Source organism: Flammeovirgaceae bacterium, from assembly GCA_015180985.1.
Classification (GTDB): Bacteria; Bacteroidota; Bacteroidia; order Cytophagales; family Cyclobacteriaceae; genus UBA2336.
Genome location: CP054185.1, coordinates 2,684,154 through 2,703,676, shown reverse-complemented (window position 1 = coordinate 2,703,676; position 19,523 = coordinate 2,684,154). Strand labels below are relative to the sequence as shown.

Annotated in this window: 15 protein-coding genes; 10 read left to right on the top strand and 5 right to left on the bottom strand. The window is 47.4% G+C overall.

Features of this window, described 5'->3' with window-relative positions; genetic code table 11:
- Positions 1–9 precede the first annotated feature (9 nt).
- Positions 10–825, top strand: coding sequence for a DUF3108 domain-containing protein (locus tag HRU69_12375; GenBank protein QOI98232.1), 816 nt, complete (start codon positions 10–12; stop codon positions 823–825).
- A 65-nt stretch (positions 826–890) separates the two neighbouring features.
- On the top strand, positions 891–1,265 hold the full coding sequence (gene mscL / locus HRU69_12370) for a large conductance mechanosensitive channel protein MscL (GenBank protein QOI98231.1): 375 nt from the start codon (positions 891–893) through the stop codon (positions 1,263–1,265).
- Between the two features lie 58 nt (positions 1,266–1,323).
- On the opposite strand, the gene HRU69_12365 is transcribed toward mscL, so the two are convergent.
- Positions 1,324–2,211, bottom strand: coding sequence for a 3-hydroxybutyryl-CoA dehydrogenase (locus tag HRU69_12365; GenBank protein ID QOI98230.1), 888 nt, complete (start codon positions 2,209–2,211; stop codon positions 1,324–1,326).
- Between the two features lie 39 nt (positions 2,212–2,250).
- On the opposite strand from HRU69_12365, the gene HRU69_12360 reads away from it, so the two are divergent.
- Positions 2,251–2,520, top strand: coding sequence for a hypothetical protein (locus HRU69_12360; GenBank protein ID QOI98229.1), 270 nt, complete (start codon positions 2,251–2,253; stop codon positions 2,518–2,520).
- A 222-nt stretch (positions 2,521–2,742) separates the two neighbouring features.
- Here HRU69_12360 and HRU69_12355 read toward each other — a convergent pair whose 3' ends face one another.
- Both HRU69_12355 and HRU69_12350 read right to left on the bottom strand, forming a co-directional pair.
- Entirely contained in the window at positions 2,743–3,105 is a 363-nt protein-coding gene (locus HRU69_12355; GenBank protein ID QOI98228.1) for a hypothetical protein, read from the bottom strand.
- A complete protein-coding gene (locus HRU69_12350) occupies positions 3,083–4,312 on the bottom strand; it encodes a sterol desaturase family protein (GenBank protein ID QOI98227.1) in 1,230 nt (409 codons plus the stop codon). The genes HRU69_12355 and HRU69_12350 overlap by 23 nt, the downstream gene beginning before the upstream one ends.
- 34 nt (positions 4,313–4,346) lie before the next feature.
- Between HRU69_12350 and HRU69_12345 the strand changes: the two genes are divergently transcribed.
- The 7 genes from HRU69_12345 to glpK all read left to right on the top strand — a co-directional run bounded on the left by HRU69_12345 (position 4,347) and on the right by glpK (position 17,536).
- Positions 4,347–4,775, top strand: coding sequence for a hypothetical protein (locus HRU69_12345; GenBank protein QOI98226.1), 429 nt, complete (start codon positions 4,347–4,349; stop codon positions 4,773–4,775).
- Between the two features lie 219 nt (positions 4,776–4,994).
- Positions 4,995–6,857 carry a type IIA DNA topoisomerase subunit B gene (locus HRU69_12340; GenBank protein ID QOI98923.1) on the top strand — a complete coding sequence of 621 codons (1,863 nt, stop codon included), beginning with the start codon at positions 4,995–4,997 and terminating at the stop codon, positions 6,855–6,857.
- Positions 6,854–7,387 carry an ORF6N domain-containing protein gene (locus HRU69_12335; GenBank protein QOI98225.1) on the top strand — a complete coding sequence of 178 codons (534 nt, stop codon included), beginning with the start codon at positions 6,854–6,856 and terminating at the stop codon, positions 7,385–7,387. Before HRU69_12340 ends, HRU69_12335 begins: the two co-directional genes overlap by 4 nt.
- Positions 7,388–7,392: 5 nt before the next feature.
- Positions 7,393–10,170: a DNA gyrase/topoisomerase IV subunit A gene (locus tag HRU69_12330; GenBank protein ID QOI98224.1), complete on the top strand. Its 2,778-nt coding sequence runs from the start codon at positions 7,393–7,395 to the stop codon at positions 10,168–10,170.
- Between the two features lie 133 nt (positions 10,171–10,303).
- Positions 10,304–15,280 carry a T9SS type A sorting domain-containing protein gene (locus HRU69_12325; GenBank protein ID QOI98223.1) on the top strand — a complete coding sequence of 1,659 codons (4,977 nt, stop codon included), beginning with the start codon at positions 10,304–10,306 and terminating at the stop codon, positions 15,278–15,280.
- A 72-nt stretch (positions 15,281–15,352) separates the two neighbouring features.
- Positions 15,353–16,057: an aquaporin family protein gene (locus HRU69_12320; protein QOI98222.1), complete on the top strand. Its 705-nt coding sequence runs from the start codon at positions 15,353–15,355 to the stop codon at positions 16,055–16,057.
- Positions 16,058–17,536: a glycerol kinase GlpK gene (gene glpK / locus HRU69_12315; GenBank protein QOI98221.1), complete on the top strand. Its 1,479-nt coding sequence runs from the start codon at positions 16,058–16,060 to the stop codon at positions 17,534–17,536.
- On the opposite strand, the gene HRU69_12310 is transcribed toward glpK, so the two are convergent.
- Complete coding sequence (locus HRU69_12310) at positions 17,528–18,721, bottom strand: glycoside hydrolase family 1 protein (GenBank protein QOI98220.1); 1,194 nt, start codon at positions 18,719–18,721, stop codon at positions 17,528–17,530. The two genes, glpK and HRU69_12310, sit on opposite strands and share 9 nt — an antisense overlap.
- The gene (locus HRU69_12305) at positions 18,718–19,518 is read right to left on the bottom strand and encodes a M15 family metallopeptidase (GenBank protein ID QOI98219.1); all 801 of its coding nucleotides are present in this window, start codon (positions 19,516–19,518) and stop codon (positions 18,718–18,720) included. Before HRU69_12305 ends, HRU69_12310 begins: the two co-directional genes overlap by 4 nt.
- Positions 19,519–19,523 lie beyond the last annotated feature (5 nt).

Sequence of the window (19,523 nt, the reverse complement as noted above, 5' to 3'; positions counted from 1 at the left end):
GGATACGACATGAGAACAATTTTTAAATATCTGCTACTTCTCATGACACTCTCTTCGTTCCAGTCTGAACGCAACGACATTTATCCGGTTGTTAAAAACGAGAGTTTTACCCGTGGCGAATCGCTGGAGTATAAAATGCACTACGGAATTTTTAACATCGGCAAGGGTACCGTAAAAATCCATGATGAATACACCACTATGAACGACCGCAAATGTTTTCGGGTGGATGTTTTTGGAAGAACAACCGGTATGGTTGACTGGGTGGCTGATGTGAACGACCAATGGGGAGCATACATTGATACCGCAGCGCTGGTTCCGCACATGTCGTATCGTAAAATCCGCGAAGGGAAATATAAAAAAGATGAGGTTATTCTGTTTGATCACCTGAACGGGAAAATAACGGCCAAAGTCATCAATCAGAAAACAGGCAAATACAAAGACCCGGTTTATTACGATGCCCCGGCCCAGGTGCGCGACCTTATTGGCGGGTTTATGTTTATGCGCACACACGATTACAGTAAGTTTAAACTGAATGACACCGTTACTGTAAGCGGTTTTTTTGAAGATACCTTTTATAACCTGAAAGTACTTTATAAAGGCAAGGAAACTATCAAGGTAAAGGCCGGTAAATTCAGGGCGGTTGTTTTAAAACCCGTTATGCCTGATAACAAACTGTTTAGCGGTGAAAATTCAATAACCATCTGGTTTTCGGATGACAAGAATTTCATTCCGTTAAAGGTAAGTGCCAATATGTTTATCGGCAGTGCCGGTGTGGAGCTTACCTCGTATAGCCGCCTGCGAAACCCGGTCAATCTGGTAAAGTAAGTTTTTACTTTGCAAATAATTTTTACTTTAGCAGGCAACAACGAACAACACTAAACCCGATTCTTATGCTTCAAGAATTTAAAAAGTTTGCCATGCGTGGCAATGTTATTGACCTGGCCGTGGGTGTAATTATTGGCGGGGCCTTCGGTAAAATTGTAAGCTCGCTGATTGACGATGTAATTACTCCGCTGTTGCTTAAACCGGCCCTGGATGCCGCCCAACTTACCCAGCTTAATGAACTTACTATCTTTGGTACAGTTAAATACGGCAACTTCCTGGCTGGTGTACTCAACTTTATTATTATTGCATTTGTTTTGTTTCTGATTGTGAAAGGCGTTAATGCCGCACAAAAGAAAGAAGCCGAAAAGCCTGCCGCACCGGCTCCGCCCCCGGCCGATATTCAGTTGCTTACCGAGATCAGGGATTTGCTGAAGAAGTAGGTTGCCTTACTGATTGTTGGTTATTCATGGTGATTAAGGATCAACAAATAACCAACAACTACCTGAACCGATCGGCCACCACCAGATCTTTATTGCCGGGTGTATAGGTGTAAAATCCGCTTCCGCTTTTTACCCCTTTGTGCCCGGCCTGCACCATGTTTACCAGCAGCGGGCAGGGTGCGTATTTCGGGTTGCCGAAACCTTCGTAAAGCACATTGAGTATCGAAAGGCACACGTCCAGCCCGATAAAGTCGGCCAGTTGCAGCGGACCCATCGGGTGGGCCATGCCCAGTTTCATCACCTTGTCAATCTCCTCCACACCGGCAACGCCTTCATAAAGGGTATAGATGGCCTCGTTGATCATCGGCATTAATATCCGGTTGGCAACAAACCCCGGGTAATCGTTTACTTCAACCGGAATTTTTTGTACCATCTTCGATACCTGCATGATGGTTTCGGTTACCTCGTTGCTGGTGTTGTAACCCCGGATTACCTCGACCAGCTTCATTACCGGCACGGGGTTCATAAAATGCATACCGATAACTTTGTCCGCACGCTTTGTTGCGCTGGCTATTTTAGTTATTGATATCGAGGAGGTATTGGTGGCCAGGATAGTGTTTGCCGGGGCGGCTTCATCAAGATCTTTAAAAATTTTCAGTTTCAGATCGCTGTTTTCGGTGGCGGCCTCTATTACCAGGTCGGCTTTGGCAACACCGGCTTTTAGTTGGGTAAACGTAGTAATATTGGCCAGCGCCTGCTTTTTGGTTTCTTCAGTAATGGCCTGTTTGGCTACCTGCCGATCAAGATTTTTTTCGATGGTGGCCAGCGCTTTTTTCAGGGCCTCTTCCGAAACATCAATCAGCGAAACAGCATAACCAAACTGCGCGAATACGTGCGCAATGCCATTGCCCATGGTTCCACTTCCGATAACTGCAATATTCTTCATTCAGTGTAGTATTTTGCGGGCAAAGATAAAGGCAAATGGATGGCTGCAAAACAAAAACTTAATCGGTTATCGTCACGGTTTCTGGGGCCGTACCGGCATGTTATGTATGCGGCCTACGTCATGCTCCTGGGTAGTATTGTTGTTGTGTCATTCAGGCAGAGTGTATTTTTTGGCGTTACGCAGAGTGCCGTGTACACGTATTTCTTTTACCGAATCATCCGGCTTACAAGGAAGTTGCAGCAGGTTTCGTTTGATGATGAATTTCTGTATGTGTTTCGTTCTGATCAGGATTTGATTATACCCCTCTAAAACATTGAGTCTGTAGAAATTTCATCGTTGGGTGGTGTTTACAAAGTTAATCTGTATCATGCCGAGCAGCTCGGTACTGAATTTTATTTTAAAACCTCCTCACTTTACCCGTTAAATTTCAAATCAAAAGACGAGTTGGTTAACCGGCTCCGCAGTTCGATTGAAGGAGCGAAACGAAAAAAGAGGGACTTACCCGTGAATGCGCTAACAAGCTAAGCGAGATTATTCAATGGTAACCTCTTTAACGCGGCCGGTAGCATTGAAGCGGATTACCAGTTTCTGGCCATTTTCTTTCGGTGTATCGCAATCGGGTGAGGGGTGGATAAAGTAATAGAAAAACTTCTGGTTGCGTTTGTACAGTTCGTTGCGGTCGGGCCGGCCGAGCAGTTCAGCAACCTGTGTTTCACTAAGCGCCAGCAGTTTATCTTTCTGGTTGCTGATGACTTGTTCCATGGCAGCCCGTTTTCCTGAGCAGCCGTTTCTATCCTGTTGCCAATCAGCCAGATTCATGTTCTCAAAAACCGGTAGCGATTTGCCGCAACTCCAAAGTACCAGGATGAAGCTAAGAACTACTTTTGACGGCATAATTTTTCGCTACCAAATAATACCAAAGAACGGAAACAGCCATAAACCCGGCTGCCAGGTAGTAAAGCCATGCGGGCCAGCCAAGCAGGTAGGTTAGTGTAATCAGGGCAATCGGGTAGCTGATTATTCTGAACCACTCAGCCCACTTTACCCACGGCCGGTTTTCAAACAATACGCCACAGATAACCACGGTAAATGAAATCAATACGGTGATAATTGCTTTTTCGCCAAGCGTGAATTGATTCTGCTTGAATAAAAACCAGGCGGTACCAACCAGGCACACGGTAAACTGAAACAACACATACAGGCTTAACGATAGGGTAGTGTCAGTTTCATACTTATGGTAATGTGCTTTGTCAATCTCGGGCGCGGCACGGTAGCCACCCAGGTAATCGGGCAGCCAGCCGGGTTTTGCAAACAGGTATTTTACTTTATCGGCCAGGTTCGGAATGCGCTTAAGGTCTCTACCCATCTCAACATAATGACTGAAGTTGGCAACCACGGCATTCCAGCTGTTTATTGGTTTTGTGATGCCATAGGTAGGGCGCTCTTCTTCTTCCTGAAAAGTTCCGAACATCCGATCCCAGATAATTAATGTTCCGGCATGATTCTTATCGATGTACTTCGGATTTCGCCCATGGTGTACCCGGTGGTGCGAAGGTGTATTAAATATGTATTCAAACCAACCCATCTTATTAATGGTCTCGGTATGAATCCAAAACTGATATAGGGTTATCAGGGCCGACATCAACGCGAAGTCGAACGTCCGGAAGCCGAGAAAGGCAAGCGGAAGACTGAAGGCAAACGTCCAGATAACCTGTAATGAACTCTGCCGGAGGGCAACCGACAGGTTATAATCTTCGCTTTGATGATGCACCACATGCCCGCCCCAGAACAGGTTTATTTCATGACTCTTACGATGTGCCCAGTAATAGGCAAGGTCGGCCAGCAGAAACAACATCAGCCAATACAGCCAGTTGCGCTCCCAGGTAAACAGGTTGAAGTTATGGTGGAGTATCTCGTAAACTCCGATGGCAAAAATTTTCAGAAATAATCCGCTAAGCTGTGAAGTTATGCCGCAACTCAGGTTGGCAATGGCATCGGGCAGGCGGTACAACTTGCGGTGGGTGATTCGTTCAGCCACCAGTTCAATTCCGATTAGAATAAAAAAAACCGGTATCGAGAGTACAATCGGGTTTAAATCCAAGGCGAATTGTTTTATTTGCAGCGCAAATTACAACATGATTTTAAAGATTTTCAAGGCAGTGTGGTTTCTGTCGATGCTGGCCGCATTAGCCAACCTGCTTTACGTGTATGCCGGCCTGCCGGAGGAAGTGGCAATTTACGAGGACAGGCAAGATGTTTACTACACGGCCCGTGAAGGGTTGTTTTATTCCGCCATGATATTGCTGGCTTTACTCAATGTGCTGGTTTACCTGTTTTCGAAAAAACTTACACCCTCCGAGCGCTTTCGCACCTGGTTGCACGGACTTGTCATTACGTTTAACATCTTCTTTATTATTGGTTTTAGTTTCATGGGCTTGTATAACAGTTCAGAAAAGTTCGACTTCAGTCGGATTGGCTGGGTCATCTACTCAAGTGTTGGCCTTATTGTAATATGGATGGTAGGTTGGCCGATAGTGCGGTTGTTTCGAAGGAATACACCCTAAACAGTAATTCAGCTTATCACTTGTGATTCTCTCTTAATCAGTACGTTATGTATTTTGTCTTCGCCTATTTTTGTAGTTAACGATTTCAGCAGATTTACTGAATTGAACCAAAAATTCACTTTATTCGGCCATCCGATTACTTTTTAAACTTGTCAGGATCATTTTTTAATCTTGCGCACCAAAATCCTGTAGCCTATGAAATCTGATAAAGGCAGCTCCATGTTTGAGTATACCGAAGCCAGTATCAAGTCGCTCGACTGGCGCGAACACATCCGGCTGCGCCCGGGCATGTACATCGGCAAGCTGGGTGACGGCTCCGCTAAAGACGATGGCATTTACGTGCTGGTAAAAGAGGTGGTGGATAACAGCATTGACGAACACATGATGGGCTTTGGCAAGACCATCGACATCAAGATTACCGATAAAACCGTAACCGTGCGCGACTATGGCAGGGGAATACCACTGGGCAAAGTTGTGGAGGTCGTTTCTAAAATCAATACTGGCGCCAAGTACGATTCAGGCGCCTTCCAGAAATCAGTGGGCTTGAATGGCGTGGGTACAAAAGCTGTTAACGCCCTATCCAATTACTTTAAGGTTCAGGCCTTTCGCGATGGCCAGACTAAACTTGCCGAGTTTAAGAAGGGAGTTCTTACCAGTGATCCGAGGGTGTCAAAGAGCAACGAACGAAACGGTACGCTGGTGGTGTTTGAGCCCGACAACACCATGTTCAAAAACTATCACTTTATTCCGGAATACCTGGATGATTTGATGTGGAACTATGCCTTTCTTAATGCCGGGCTGACTATCAACTATAACGGCAAAAAGTTTTATTCGAAGGACGGCCTGCTTGACCTGTTAAAGCAAAAAGCCGATCCGGAGGAAATCCGTTACCCGATAATCCATTTCAAGGGTAACGATATTGAAGTAGCCATGACTCATGGTAACCAATATGGTGAAGAATACTACTCGTTCGTTAACGGGCAAAATACTACACAGGGTGGCACGCATCTGGCCGCGTTCCGCGAAGGCGTTGTAAAGGCTGTGCGCGATTTTTACAAAAAGGATTTCGATGCAGCCGATATCAGGGCCAGTATTGTAGCGGCCATAGCCGTTCGGGTGCAGGAGCCCGTGTTTGAATCGCAAACCAAAACCAAGCTCGGCTCCATCAACATGGCTCCGGATGGGCCTTCTATTCGGAATTATGTGGGCGATTTTGTTGCGAAAGAGCTGGAAATATTTCTGCACAAAAATCCATCCGTTGCCGATGCCATGCTCAAGCGCATCATGCAGTCGGAGCGCGAACGTAAAGAAATTGCCGGCATAAAAAAGCTGGCCAACGAGCGGGCCAAAAAAGCCAACCTGCACAACCGCAAGCTGCGCGATTGCCGCTACCATTTTGATGACAACAGCACGCGGGCTGGCGAATCGATGATATTCATTACGGAGGGCGACTCCGCGAGTGGCTCAATTACCAAATCGCGCGATGTGGAGACTCAGGCCGTATTCAGTTTGCGGGGCAAACCGCTCAACTGTTTTGGACTGACTAAGAAAGTGGTGTATGAAAATGAGGAGTTTAACCTGCTGCAACATGCGTTGAATATTGAAGACGGACTGGACGGGCTGCGGTACAATAAAGTAATTATAGCTACCGATGCCGATGTGGACGGTATGCACATCCGGTTGCTGCTGATGACGTTCTTCCTGCAGTTTTTCCCCGACCTGGTAAAGGCCGGTCATGTTTACATTCTTGAAACTCCGTTGTTCCGTGTACGCAATAAAAAGGAAACCCTTTACTGCTACAGCGAAGAAGAAAAGCAGGATGCCATTAAAAAACTGGGCGGCAAACCGGAGATTACCCGCTTTAAAGGACTGGGTGAAATTTCGCCCGAAGAATTCGGTAAGTTCATCGGTGATGATATCCGGCTGCAGCCGGTAACGCTGGATAAAGACAGCCACCTTCGCGATGTACTGGAATTTTACATGGGTAAAAACACGCCCGACCGCCAGGATTTTATTATTGATAACCTGCGCATTGAGTTGGATAAAGTGGAGGATACCAATGAGGAACTAATTTCTGTATGAGAAGGTCTGATAAACCCGTTATTCCAGAAGATAGAATTATAGCGCGTATTTTTTTTCTTAGAAAAGAAAGGGTAATGCTTGATTTTCACCTTGCTGAGTTGTATCAGGTTGAAACCAAAGTTTTAAAACAAGCAGTCAGGCGCAATATCGAGCGTTTTCCAGATGACTTCATGTTTGAACTTACAAAAGAAGAATGGTCGAACTTGAGGTCACAATTTGTGACCTCAAGTTCCGGCTGGGGAGGAACACGGTATACTCCTTTTGCATTTACTGAACAGGGTATAGCCATGCTTTCCAGCATTCTGAAAAGTAAGCGGGCCGTGGCAATGAATATCGCTATTATCAGGACTTTTGTTTTCTTAAGGCGCGCGGCTGTCAACTATGAAAAATTACTAAGGAAATTGCAATTAATGGAAAGGAAATATGAAGGCAGATTCAAAGAAATCTATAAAGCCCTTAGCTATTTAATAAATCCACCAGCAGGGTCGCCTAAACGAATTGGATTCAAAAGAAAAGATGAGATTGACTAAATAAAATGAGCAAAAAAAAGAAACCGGTAAAAGCCCCAGCGGTAAAATCAAAGGGTAAAAAGGATGAAGCCGGAATTATTTCAGTAGGCATCGATGGCCTTTACCAGAATTGGTTCCTCGATTATGCCTCGTACGTAATCCTTGAGCGTGCCGTGCCCCGTATTGAAGACGGCCTTAAACCGGTGCAGCGCAGAATCATGCACTCGCTCCACGAAATGGATGACGGACGTTTTAACAAAGTGGCCAACGTTATCGGTAACACCATGCAGTACCATCCACATGGCGATGCGGCCATCGGGGAGGCCATTGTTAACATCGGGCAGAAAGATTTGCTTATTGAAACCCAGGGTAACTGGGGCGACATCCGTACAGGCGATGGCGCGGCCGCACCCCGGTACATCGAAGCCAGGCTCTCTAAATTTGCGCTTGAGGTTGTTTACAATCCGCAAACCACCGAGTGGCAGCTATCGTACGATGGCCGTAAAAAAGAGCCGGTAACCTTGCCGGTAAAATTTCCGCTGCTGCTGGCCCAGGGCGTAGATGGCATTGCCGTAGGGCTTTCAACCAAAATCCTGCCCCACAATTTCTGTGAACTCATAAAAGCTTCCATTGATATATTAAAAGGAAAGAACCCGAAGATTTATCCTGATTTCCCCACCGGCGGCATAGCCGACTTCACCGAATACGAACAGGGCAAACGTGGTGGCAAAATAAAAGTGCGGGCAAAAATTGAGGTAGCCGATAAAAAGACGCTTATTATCAGGGAGATTCCATTCTCAACCACAACAACCTCGTTGATTGAATCCATCGTAAAAGCAAGCGAGAAAGGGCAAATTAAAATCAGGCAGGTAATTGATAACACTGCTAAAGATGTTGAAATACAGATTCATCTTCAGCCCGGGCAGTCGCCTGAAATCGCCATGGATGCATTGTATGCTTTTACCGATTGTGAGATTAGTATTTCGCCTAATGCCTGTGTTATCGTGGAAGATAAGCCCCGGTTCATGGGCGTTAACGACATCCTTAAATATAATACCCAGCAAACCGTAACCCTGCTTAAACGGGAGCTGGAAATAAAGCGTGACGAACTAAAAGAAAAGATTCTCTTCTCATCGCTTGAAAAGATTTTTATCGAAAACCGGATTTACCGCGACATCGAAGAGTGCGAAACATGGGAAGAGGTGATTGCCACCATCGATAAGGGCCTGAAGCCGCACAAGAAAAAATTCTACCGCGAGATTACTACGGACGATATTGTTAAACTGACGGAGATAAAAATTAAACGAATATCAAAGTATGATTCGTTTAAGGCCGATGAACTGTTGCGTGACCTGGAAAAGGAGCTTAAAGAAACAGAGCACCACCTGAAGCACCTTACCGATTATGCCATTGCGTATTATCAAAACCTGCTTACAAAATACGGCAAAGGCCGCGAACGCAAAACCGAAATCAGAAGCTTCCAGTCGGTAACAGCAACCGAAGTTATCGCCATCAACCAGAAGTTGTATGTGAACCGCGCTGACGGTTTTGCCGGCTGGGGATTGAGACGCGATGAGTACGTGTGTGATTGCTCTGAACTGGACGACATTATTGCCATCCGCAGAGACGGTAAAGCACTGATTTCGCGCATCAGCGAAAAGGTGTTTATGGGTAAAGATATCATGTATATCGGTGTCTGGAAAAAGGGAGATGACCGAATGGTATATAACATGATCTATTCTGATGGAAAAACCGGTAAAGGATTTGTTAAACGCTTTACCATGCCGGGCGTTATCCGCGATAAGGAATACGACTTAACGCAAGGTAATCCGAATAGTCGTGTGCATTACATCAGCGGTAACCCGAACGGTGAGGCTGAAGTAGTGGAGGTAAAACTTTCTCAATCAAGCACAGCAAGGAAAAAGGTTTTTGAATTTGACTTTGCTGACCTGGAAGTGAAGGGAAGAGGGGCGCGGGGTAATACGCTTACAAAATATCCCATCCGGAAAGTAGATTTCCTTCAGGCAGGCACCTCCACGTTAAGCAAACTTGATTTGTGGTACGATGCCGGTTCAGGCCGGTTGAATAAAGATAAACGCGGCCGGTACCTGGGTAAATTTGACGGCAACGACCAGGTGATAGCCTTTATGCGGAACGGTTCGTATAAAATCACCGGTTATGATCTCAATAACCGCTTCGATCCGGAAAAGACATTACGGGTTGAAAAGTTCAATCCGAAGAAACCGGTTTCGGCTGTTTATGTTGATGGTGAATCGAAACAATACATGGTCAAACGCTTCCTGATTGAAACCAGCACACCCGACAAGGAATTTGGATTTATTTCAGAAGCCATTGGCTCCCGCCTGGTATTGGCCACTTTATCCGATACCCCTGAAGTGGAAATCGAGTTAATAAAGGGAAAGGGTAAGGATAAAGTTACTGAGCAGGTAAACCTGGAAGACCTGATTGATGTGAAAGGATGGAAGGCCCTCGGCAACCGGTTATCGCAGCACAAAGTTTTAAAAGTAAGCCTGCCTGAGGAGATTCAGGAACAACCTGAGACGGACGAAAATTTGGCGGAGGAGAATGCTACAGCGGCATCTTCAAAGGAACCGGTACCTGTTCAAAAAAAAAAGGAAAAGCCGTCATCAAAAAGCAAAGACACAAAGGCGGTTCAGCAAAACCTGTTTGGAGAAACGGCAAAAAACCAAAAAGAAAAGGCCACCGGAAAAAGTAAAAAAGTGAAGCCCAAAAATACGGGCAAATCCTTCGGGGTAGGTGAGACGATTGAGTTGGAGTTATAGGTTACTTCACTTGGTTGGGCCATATTATTATACCAAATACGCTATCTTTGGTAAATTGGGTTATCTATAGTCTATGGCTTTATCCAACTTTTGCAGAAATACACTTTTTCTTTGTGCTGCATTTTCAATTTTCTTGGCCACACAGGCCGCGGGTGCCGACCGGTTTTGGGTTGCCGGAATAGCTTCTTTTTGGAACGACCCGGCCAACTGGTCAACCACTTCTGGTGGTGCCGGTGGAGCTTCCGTGCCGGGTGCTGCCGACAGGGCTATTTTTGATGCTAACGGAGTTGGAAACAGCATAATTAATACATCTATATCCGTTCAGGGTATTCAATTGCTCTCCGGTTATAGTGGAACACTAATTCAGCAAGCCGGATTTACCATTACCATCGGTACAACTGGTTTTTCTCAGGCTGCCGGCACTTTTGTAGGGAGTAACGCAGACATCGATATCAACTCAGGACTTTTCACGCTTTCCGGAGGAACATTCATTTCAACTTCAGGAACGCTATTTATCGGAGGCTCTTTCGGGGCGAATGTTACACTGCTAACCTATACAGGTGGTTCATTCTTGGATAATTCCGGTACAGTAAGATTAGATCCGGATTTTACAGGATGTGCCCAGCGAACAGCTACTGTTTCATTATCATCATCAATTACCTTTAATCATTTAATTCTTGATGTTACCAACACAGGCTGTACCGAGGACATTCTTACTGTTACCGGGAGTTCTGTTATAGTACTTGGAGATCTGACTCATTTTGATGGCTTTTTTAATTCAGGTACCATTGAATTACGCGGCAACTTCTTTCTCGAAGCAGGCGCAGATGGCGGAATAGGCACCGTTTTGGTTAACGGCACTGTCGATCAGGAATACAGCAACAGTGGCTCGGGCCGCACTGCCCATATCAGGGTAAATAAGGGTTCTGGTTCTTTTAATCCATCACTTACTGGCGATAACCTGCGCATCCAGCAGTTCACGCTGGATGCAGGCGTGTTCAACGCACCCGCGGGTGTGTTCCGTGTAGGCGGCACCTGGTCGGGCAGCCCGACTATCTTTACTATCAACGGAGGCACGTTTAACCACAACAGCGGCACGGTACGGATGGACCCGGTGTTTGGGGAGTGCGGGCAGCGCACAGCCACATTAAGCGCCCCGGTAGCTGTAACATTTCATAACCTGATAATTGATGTCGATAACACAGGGTGTACGGAAGACATTTTTACGGTAAGCGGAGCGGGCTCGGTAGTGGTACTGAACGACTTCACGCAGTTTGACGGTTTTGTGAATACGGGTACGATAGAAGTTCGCAGGGATGTGTACCTGGAGGCCGGGGCAGACGGAGGTACAGCCACAATATTGTTGAATGGCACGAGCACGCAAACGTACAACAACGTGAGCACCGCGCGGTTTGCGCACCTGCGGGTGAACAAGAGTTCGGGTGTAGTGAACCCGGGAGTGGGCACAACCGATTTTCTGGTGCAGCAGTTCACGCTGGATGCAGGCGTGTTCAACGCACCCACGGGTGTGTTCCGTGTAGGCGGCACCTGGTCGGGCAGCCCGACTATCTTTACTATCAACGGAGGCACGTTTAACCACAACAGCGGCACGGTACGGATGGACCCGGTGTTTGGGGAGTGTGCGCAGCGCACAGCCACATTAAGCGCCCCGGTAGCTGTAACATTTCATAACCTGATAATTGATGTCGATAACACAGGGTGTACGGAAGACATTTTTACGGTAAGCGGAGCGGGCTCGGTAGTGGTACTGAACGACTTCACGCAGTTTGACGGTTTTGTGAATACGGGTACGATAGAAGTTCGCAGGGATGTGTACCTGGAGGCCGGGGCAGACGGAGGTACAGCCACAATATTGTTGAATGGCACGAGCACGCAAACGTACAACAACGTGAGCACCGCGCGGTTTGCGCACCTGCGGGTGAACAAGAGTTCGGGTGTAGTGAACCCGGGAGTGGGCACAACCGATTTTCTGGTGCAGCAGTTCACGCTGGATGCAGGCGTGTTCAACGCACCCACGGGTGTGTTCCGTGTAGGCGGCACCTGGTCGGGCAGCCCGACTATCTTTACTATCAACGGAGGCACGTTTAACCACAACAGCGGCACGGTACGGATGGACCCGGTGTTTGGGGAGTGCGGGCAGCGCACAGCCACATTAAGCGCCCCGGTAGCTGTAACATTTCATAACCTGATAATTGATGTCGATAACACAGGGTGTACGGAAGACATTTTTACGGTAAGCGGAGCGGGCTCGGTAGTGGTACTGAACGACTTCACGCAGTTTGACGGTTTTGTGAATACGGGTACGATAGAAGTTCGCAGGGATGTGTACCTGGAGGCCGGGGCAGACGGAGGTACAGCCACAATATTGTTGAATGGCACGAGCACGCAAACGTACAACAACGTGAGCACCGCGCGGTTTGCGCACCTGCGGGTGAACAAGAGTTCGGGTGTAGTGAACCCGGGAGTGGGCACAACCGATTTTCTGGTGCAGCAGTTCACGCTGGATGCAGGCGTGTTCAACGCACCCACGGGTGTGTTCCGTGTAGGCGGCACCTGGTCGGGCAGCCCGACTATCTTTACTATCAACGGAGGCACGTTTAACCACAACAGCGGCACGGTACGGATGGACCCGGTGTTTGGGGAGTGCGGGCAGCGCACAGCCACATTAAGCGCCCCGGTAGCTGTAACATTTCATAACCTGATAATTGATGTCGATAACACAGGGTGTACGGAAGACATTTTTACGGTAAGCGGAGCGGGCTCGGTAGTGGTACTGAACGACTTCACGCAGTTTGACGGTTTTGTGAATACGGGTACGATAGAAGTTCGCAGGGATGTGTACCTGGAGGCCGGGGCAGACGGAGGTACAGCCACAATATTGTTGAATGGCACGAGCACGCAAACGTACAACAACGTGAGCACCGCGCGGTTTGCACACCTGCGGGTGAACAAGAGTTCGGGTGTAGTGAACCCGGGAGTGGGCACAACCGATTTTCTGGTGCAGCAGTTCACGCTGGATGCAGGCGTGTTCAACGCACCCACGGGCGTGTTCCGTGTAGGCGGCACCTGGTCGGGCAGCCCGACTATCTTTACTATCAACGGAGGCACGTTTAACCACAACAGCGGCACGGTACGGATGGACCCGGTGTTTGGGGAGTGCGGGCAGCGCACAGCCACATTAAGCGCCCCGGTAGCTGTAACATTTCATAACCTGATAATTGATGTCGATAACACAGGGTGTACGGAAGACATTTTTACGGTAAGCGGAGCGGGCTCGGTAGTGGTAATGAATGACTTCACGCAGTTTGACGGTTTTGTGAATACGGGTACGATAGAAGTTCGCAGGGATGTGTACCTGGAGGCCGGGGCAGACGGAGGTACAGCCACAATATTGTTGAATGGCACGAGCACGCAAATGTACAACAACGTGAGCACCGCGCGGTTTGCGCACCTGCGGGTGAACAAGAGTTCGGGTGTAGTGAACCCGGGAGTGGGCACAACCGATTTTCTGGTGCAGCAGTTCACGCTGGATGCAGGCGTGTTCAACGCACCCACGGGTGTGTTTCGAGTAGGCGGCACCTGGTCGGGCAGCCCGACTATCTTTACTATCAACGGAGGCACGTTTAACCACAACAGCGGCACGGTACGGATGGACCCGGTGTTTCCGGAGTGTGCCTCACGAACAGCTACCATGCATGTGCCGGCCGGTGCAACATTTAATAACTTGATAATTGAAGTAACCAATACCGGTTGTACCGAAGATATTCTGAATATTACAGGTGCATCATCTGTAGTTATTTTAAATAACCTAACTCTTGTTAATGGGGTTGTTAATACCGCAACACTGGATGTACGCGGCAATGCAGTGGTTCAATCAGGCTTCGATGGTGGGAATGCCCCAATTTTGTTTTCCGGTTCAAGCCCTCAAACATTTGATTTGACCGGAGCCGTAGGAAATTTTAATGGAAATGTAATACTCAATAAAACCGCAGAGAGTGTAACCCTGCTTTCTTCGTGTCAGCTGGATGCAGCTTCACAAAGTTTAACCCTAACCAATGGGTTGCTGAATACCACTTCTACCAATTTGTTAATCCTTGGCGATAACGTAACAGCAACGGGAGGTTCAGTAAATTCGTATGTGAACGGTCCGATGCAAAAGATCGGCAATGATGCATTTACCTTTCCTACTGGTAAAGCTGGCATTTTCAGTCCGATAAGGATTTCAGCACCCGCAGTTGTTTCGGATGCGTTTTTGGCTGAATATTTTGTTACTGATCCTACGCTGGATGGATATGACATAACATTACGTGCGCCAACGGTAACGGATGTGTCTTCCTGTGATTATTGGATGCTAAACAGAACGGCAGGCTCATCGAGTGTACAGGTTACCCTTACCTGGAACAGGGCAACCGGGTGTTACGGATTCAGTAACACCAATATCCTTACCGTAGCGCGGTGGGATGGAAGCGAGTGGTCTGATGCAGGCGTTACCGCCACTACCGATGCCGGTTCAACCGGTACTGTTACATCAGCTCTTGTCTCATCCTTTAGCCCGTTTGCTGTTGCATCAACATCCTTCCCCTTGCCGGTACAGCTTGTTTCGTTTACTGCAAACTGGGTTGATAGAACTATTGAATTGGCGTGGCGGACTGCCACTGAACTTAATAACAACTATTTTGAAGTAGAACGTTCTGCTACCGGTTTTGAATTTGAAGCTATCGGCAGAATAGCTGGAGCAGGAACAAGTAATTCATTGCAACTCTATAGTTTTATTGATGAAGCTCCTTTATCGGGTATTTCTTACTATCGGTTAAAACAAGTAGATTTTGATGGAACTGCCGAGTATTCAGCTGTTATTTCGGTAACGAATCCATACTCAAATCCGGGTTTTGTTGTTTACCCCAATCCCGTGGAAGGTCAGGTTGTTTACTTTACCGAAGAGGCCGATGTGCAGTTATTTAATTCATTGAATCAACTGATTTTGTTCAGAAGCAGGGTCACTTCATTAGATGTTAGTGACCTATCGGCAGGTTTATACCTGCTCCGAAATCAAAAAGGGGAAGTGGCCAGAATAATTATTAATAGATAGCCCTAACAAATTAGGACACTATACTGTGCAATGTGTTTGTTTTAGCTATCTTGCTTAAACCGTTTTTCTGGAATGTCGCCTTACCTGGCCGAGTTTGTAGGTACATTAACCCTTATCGTACTGGGCGATGGGGTAGTGGCTGCGGTTGTGCTGAAACACACAAAATCTGAAAATGCCGGATGGCTAACGATTGTGATTGGCTGGGGGCTTGCCGTTACGTTGGCAATTTATGCTGTTGGTCAGTATAGCGGAGCCCACCTCAATCCGGCTGTTACGCTTGCACTTGCTTACTCCGGAAGTTTTTCATGGAAACTTGTTCCCGGGTATTGCCTGGCTCAATTGGCCGGAGCGTTTACCGGTGCGGTTATCGTGTGGTTACACTACGTGCCGCATTGGAAAGTGAGCCATGATCAGGCGGCCAAACTTGCCGTATTTTGTACTGGTCCGGCCATTCGGTCCACCATCAACAACCTGGTTAGCGAAATCATTGGTACAGCAGTTTTGATTTTGGGGTTGCTTACAATTGGCGCTAATAAATTTACAGAAGGGTTGAATCCGCTGGTGGTTGGGTTATTAATTATTGCTATTGGTGTCAGTCTTGGCGGAACAACAGGCTTCGCCATTAATCCGGCACGCGATCTGGGCCCGCGCCTTGCTCATTTTATTTTGCCCATTTCAGGCAAAGGTTCATCCGACTGGGCGTATTCCTGGATACCGGTAGTCGGACCCCTGTGTGGCGGACTGGCCGGGGCATTTATTTATCAAGCATTATTTTAAATGAAGTACATCATCGCACTTGATCAGGGTACAACCAGCTCACGGGCAGTACTGGTAAATGAACGGGCGGAAATTGAAGCCATTGAACAAAAAGAGTTCAGGCAGATTTTTCCCAAGCCCGGCTGGGTTGAACATGACCCGGAGGAAATATTAACTATCCAGCTCGAAGTGCTCCACTCTTTAATTGCAAAAAATAAAATTAATCCCCGGTCGATACAGTCTATCGGCATCACTAATCAGCGCGAAACTACGGTGGTGTGGAATAAACACACCGGTCAGCCGGTTTACAACGCCTTGGTATGGCAAGATAAGCGCACAGCTTCCTCCTGTGAAGAATTGAAGGTACGGGGTTTTGAAGATTATATTCGCTTTAACACCGGCCTTGTTATTGATTCTTATTTTTCATCCACCAAGGTAAAATGGATACTCGATCAGGTTCCGGGTGTGAGAGTACTGGCCACGAAAGGTGATTTATTGTTTGGCACGGTTGATACCTGGCTGATTTGGAACCTTACCAACAAAAAGGTACACGCCACTGATGTATCAAATGCATCACGAACCATGCTGTTTAACATTCGTAACCTGAAATGGGATGAGAAATTATTGGATACACTTGCCATACCGGCTTCTATGCTTCCGCAGGTGAAGCAATCGTCAGATGATTTTGGAAGTTATCGGCTTGACGGAGTTGACATTCCGATTTACGGAGTAGCTGGCGATCAACAGGCTGCTTTGTTCGGGCAGGCATGCTTTGAGCCGGGGATGGCTAAAAACACGTACGGCACCGGTTGTTTTATGCTGATGAACACGGGCACTACTATTCATGCATCAAAAAACGGATTGATTACTACAATTGCCTGGGGCCTTGATAACAAGGTAGAATACGCCCTGGAAGGCAGCGTATTTATTGCCGGAGCGGCCGTACAGTGGCTGCGCGATAGTTTAGGATTTATCGATGAATCTAAAGACTCAGAATACTTTGCGGCAAAGGCGCTTGGTTCAAGCGATGTCTATGTTGTTCCGGCTTTTGCCGGATTGGGTGCACCGTATTGGGATATGTATGCGCGCGGGGCGATTTTCGGGCTTACCCGTGATACCGGGAAAGATCATATTATTAAAGCAACCCTCGAATCACTGGCCTATCAGACAATGGATGTTCTCATGGCCATGCAGGAGGATGCCGGATTACAACTGGCCCGCTTAAAAGTTGATGGTGGCGCCAGCGCCAACAATATCCTGATGCAGTTTCAGGCCGACATCCTGGGTACTGAGGTGGAGCGCCCGGAGGTCATTGAATCCACCGCATTGGGTGCGGCTTTTCTGGCCGGCATAAAAGCTGGTTTGTGGAAAAAGCAGGATATCGCAGCCAGGCGCAAGGTTCAGAGTGTGTTTAAACCTGAAATGGATAACACCAGACGTGATAGACTGTATGCCGGATGGAAAAAAGCTGTTGCCCGAACCCTCAATTGGCTAAACTAACTCAGGGCGAAGTACATTAAGATTTTTGGCAAAAGCCAGTGAAGAATAAAGATCGGCACTTTTCTTTTTATACCTCTCCATGGTTACCGGATCACATGCGTATAATCCGAATTTCATCGAAGGGCCCAGGTGCCATTCAAAGTTATCCCAGGTGCTCCACCAGTAATACCCCCGTACGTCAATTCCATCCTCAATGGCTTTAAGCACGATGCGGGCATAATCGCCAATGGCCTGTTGCCGTAATTCATCACGTGCATCGCACACACCATTTTCAGTAATGATAATCGGCTTTCTGTATTTATTCCAATACCGCTCGAGGCATGTGCGCAAACCTTCCGGGTGGTACTCCCACATGTCGTCATGGTTTTTGCCGAGTGCTTTAATTTTTTCAGGCGTATCCACGTAAGTAACCGGCATTGGATCGTGGGTTACACGGGCATAATAACTCATTCCGAAAAAGTCAGCCTTTTCAAAGTGACTGGGAACATATTCCATAAACCACCAATCGCTTAAGCGGGCCGGAAACCAGCCGAGTACATTTTCATGGGTGAACAGGGTAGCGTTATGTGAAATGCCAACCGGATGATCCGGAAATTTGTATTTGATACGGTCGTACACCAGGTTATGGGCTTTGCCCATATTCTTAACTACTTTGCCGGCCAGGTACGGGTTAATTTTAAATGGCGGAAAGAATCCGGTTATCCAGCCGTAGCTGGCATATACGTTCGGTTCATTAAACGTATTCCAGCTTGAGATATAGTGCCCGAATTCATCAAGTACCTTTTGGCAGTAATCCACCCACATTGCAATGTTACTGCTGTTCTCCCATCCGCCAGTTTTGGTAAACCACAGCGGGTTGGTAAAATGATGAAGCACCATCATAATGGAGACGCCTCTTTCTTTCAGGGCTGTAAAAAATTCATGATACGCGTTAACTGTTTCTGGATCAAATTTTCCGAACGGTTCGCGTTGAAGCCGGCTCCATTGCAGGCTCATGCGGTAACCGGGGGCCAGTGAGGCAATGATTTCGGCATCCTCTTTAAAGCGAAGCTCATGGTCGGTGGTGCGCTGAAAGATCGAACCATCTCGTGCTTTAACGCCTTGCCAGTCGTGTTCAAATGCAGTTTCAATCTGGGCGGCCGCTGTGCTGGTGCCAAAAATAAAGTGGTCGGGAAAAGTTTTCACCGTTGCTGGCGGGCTAATGCCGACTGACTTACTTCCCACTCATTCCAGTATTTCTTTAATAACTTCAGGTCGTCTTCCAGGCAGGGGTACTGAATTTCTTTTTTAGGCACAGCAGGCATTTTTCCTTTTGCAAGATCTTCTGGGCCGAGGCCCGCGGTCCATTCAAAATGGCCGGGGTCAAACGGTGAACGCCAACGGCCGCCCCAGCGCAAACCCAACCGTTCGCCAATAACACCCACTTTACGCCAAAGGTGTATGTTATGCCATTGTGCCTGGCCATTAACAACCGGCACCAGGTCAACCGCCAGCCCGTATTGATGTTTTGAACTGCCGGCACCGGTGCGGGTATAGCGTTTGCCCATGCTTTTATATTCTGCCTGCTTGGCCCGGGTGCGGTATGTTTCCACTACGGCAAGCTCAATCCCTTTAGTGCGGGCGATTTGAATTAACTGAAAAACTTTATCACGAAAATAGGGGTGTAATGCCTCAAGGGCGGTAATCATAGGCAACTCCCCGCGGTTTTTTCCAAACGCATAATTTTCAGCAATAGTCCACAAGCGCCACCCGTTCACGGTATCTTCGATGAAATAAACCTGCGTAGCCAGTTGAAGCTGTTCCTGCGCTTTTGCTATCGAATCAAGACGAGCCTGTGCTTTTAATTGCTGTTCCCGTTCCAATGACCGGATAATCTCGACTTCGCTGCGGCAGTCGTACGAATCAAAGGGGCCGCTTGATTGGGCTAATGCCGGAAGTGCAAAATACCAGGAAAAAAATGCAAGGATGGCGTACCTGAACATGGGTT

Bases quoted from the DNA above. Each gene is read 5' to 3' on its own strand.
- HRU69_12320 (QOI98222.1), top strand. From the start codon at position 15,353: ATGTCGCCTTACCTGGCCGAGTTTGTAGGTACATTAACCCTTATCGTA.
- glpK (QOI98221.1), top strand. From the start codon at position 16,058: ATGAAGTACATCATCGCACTTGATCAGGGTACAACCAGCTCACGGGCA.
- HRU69_12345 (QOI98226.1), top strand. From the start codon at position 4,347: ATGATTTTAAAGATTTTCAAGGCAGTGTGGTTTCTGTCGATGCTGGCC.
- mscL (QOI98231.1), top strand. From the start codon at position 891: ATGCTTCAAGAATTTAAAAAGTTTGCCATGCGTGGCAATGTTATTGAC.
- HRU69_12335 (QOI98225.1), top strand. From the start codon at position 6,854: ATGAGAAGGTCTGATAAACCCGTTATTCCAGAAGATAGAATTATAGCG.
- HRU69_12330 (QOI98224.1), top strand. From the start codon at position 7,393: ATGAGCAAAAAAAAGAAACCGGTAAAAGCCCCAGCGGTAAAATCAAAG.
- HRU69_12355 (QOI98228.1), bottom strand. From the start codon at position 3,105: ATGCCGTCAAAAGTAGTTCTTAGCTTCATCCTGGTACTTTGGAGTTGC.
- HRU69_12375 (QOI98232.1), top strand. From the start codon at position 10: ATGAGAACAATTTTTAAATATCTGCTACTTCTCATGACACTCTCTTCG.
- HRU69_12360 (QOI98229.1), top strand. From the start codon at position 2,251: ATGGCTGCAAAACAAAAACTTAATCGGTTATCGTCACGGTTTCTGGGG.
- HRU69_12340 (QOI98923.1), top strand. From the start codon at position 4,995: ATGTTTGAGTATACCGAAGCCAGTATCAAGTCGCTCGACTGGCGCGAA.
- HRU69_12365 (QOI98230.1), bottom strand. From the start codon at position 2,211: ATGAAGAATATTGCAGTTATCGGAAGTGGAACCATGGGCAATGGCATT.
- HRU69_12305 (QOI98219.1), bottom strand. From the start codon at position 19,518: ATGTTCAGGTACGCCATCCTTGCATTTTTTTCCTGGTATTTTGCACTT.